We start from the raw sequence: 1,171 nt of genomic DNA on the forward strand, positions 1-1,171 counted from the left end.
GGCTCTATGTTGATTTGAGTGGGTAATGGAAATTCCTTCCTCCGTTTATGTAGTATACCATATCCATAAAGTTATTCACATTTGCGTATCCTCTAGCTCTTCTTTTGGCCAATTGTACTTTAGAGTTAAGACTTTCCAATACCCCATTTGTGATAGTTCCCTGCTCAAAGAATGTCTTTATGCCGAACAGATGCCTCTTGAACGTTGCCACCAGCTTTCTGAACGGTTCCAATGCAGACTGCTCAGCCATCTCCATCCATTTGAGAAAGTCTTCCCATGCTCCTTGAGATTTGGCAGTGGCGGCATGAAGTATATCAACGAGGCCTTCCTTGCAACCTTCCTTCCGGCAGGTTCTTCCGAAGATGCAGCAGTGTAAACCGATGCCCTTTCAGCAGTTTCTTCTCGCCCACCTCTGCCTTGCGCACCTCATCAAGTCTCTTGTTGGTGTCCTGTACTATGTGGAACTTGTCATATACAATATGTGCTTGAGGGAAATACGTCATGCAGCCGGAGGTGAAGGCATTGGACATGTCCATAGCAACCACCTCTATAAGCGACGGATCTCCATCATGCTCTATGAGCCATTCGGAAAACCTCTTGAACGTATCTGAATCCTTGCCCGGACAGACGAACCTTTCCTGCGAGAGGTTTCATCCACGCCTATACGTCTGACTCCGCACAAGTTGAGATTACGCTTGCCTTTGCTTATCCAATGACGGAATATGGTCCATATACGCTTGGGATATTCCTTTACTGTCTTAGCAACAGAGTTGACAGGTGTCTCTTCTTCTATAAGAGCCATCGCAAACGCCTCGAAAAGCATCGTAAAGCCCGAGTTATGCCGTGCCCAGGGAACCTGTACCATCTCTATTGAGGAAACATCGGTCTTCAATCGAGGAACACGAGCATGCAAATAGCATGGATGCTCAAAGAAATTCAGATGACGCCACTGCTTGTCAACCGTGTCGTGAGGGGAAAGTAAGGTTCCCTTAGAAGAGATAAACCGGGAACCGTACTCAAAGTCAATCCAAATATGAAGCTCGCGGATATTGCTCTCATCAAGCAAACGAAACTCACTCTTAACCACTTTCCAGGGAAAAGACAAATTCAAACCAATAGAGAATAACATGTTCGTTTCCATGAATGCAATTATACAACTTTTTTCCGGATC

At 45.5% G+C, this 1,171-nt stretch carries 3 protein-coding genes; all 3 read right to left on the reverse strand.

The features are described 5' to 3' along the window. Nucleotides 1-4: 4 nt before the first annotated feature. Nucleotides 5-382 (reverse strand): transposase, encoded by a 378-nt coding sequence (locus EII41_RS14655; protein WP_124791017.1) that lies wholly within the window; start codon nt 380-382, stop codon nt 5-7. Continuing rightward, nucleotides 315-578: a transposase gene (locus EII41_RS14660; protein ID WP_260425608.1), complete on the reverse strand. Its 264-nt coding sequence runs from the start codon at nt 576-578 to the stop codon at nt 315-317. The genes EII41_RS14655 and EII41_RS14660 overlap by 68 nt, the downstream gene beginning before the upstream one ends. Then, a partial coding sequence (locus EII41_RS14665) for a helix-turn-helix domain-containing protein (protein ID WP_260425606.1) occupies nt 575-1,171 on the reverse strand: 597 nt, incomplete at its 5' end. The genes EII41_RS14665 and EII41_RS14660, both read right to left, overlap by 4 nt.

The organism is Tannerella forsythia (assembly GCF_003860135.1).
GTDB lineage: Bacteria > Bacteroidota > Bacteroidia > Bacteroidales > Tannerellaceae > Tannerella > Tannerella forsythia_A.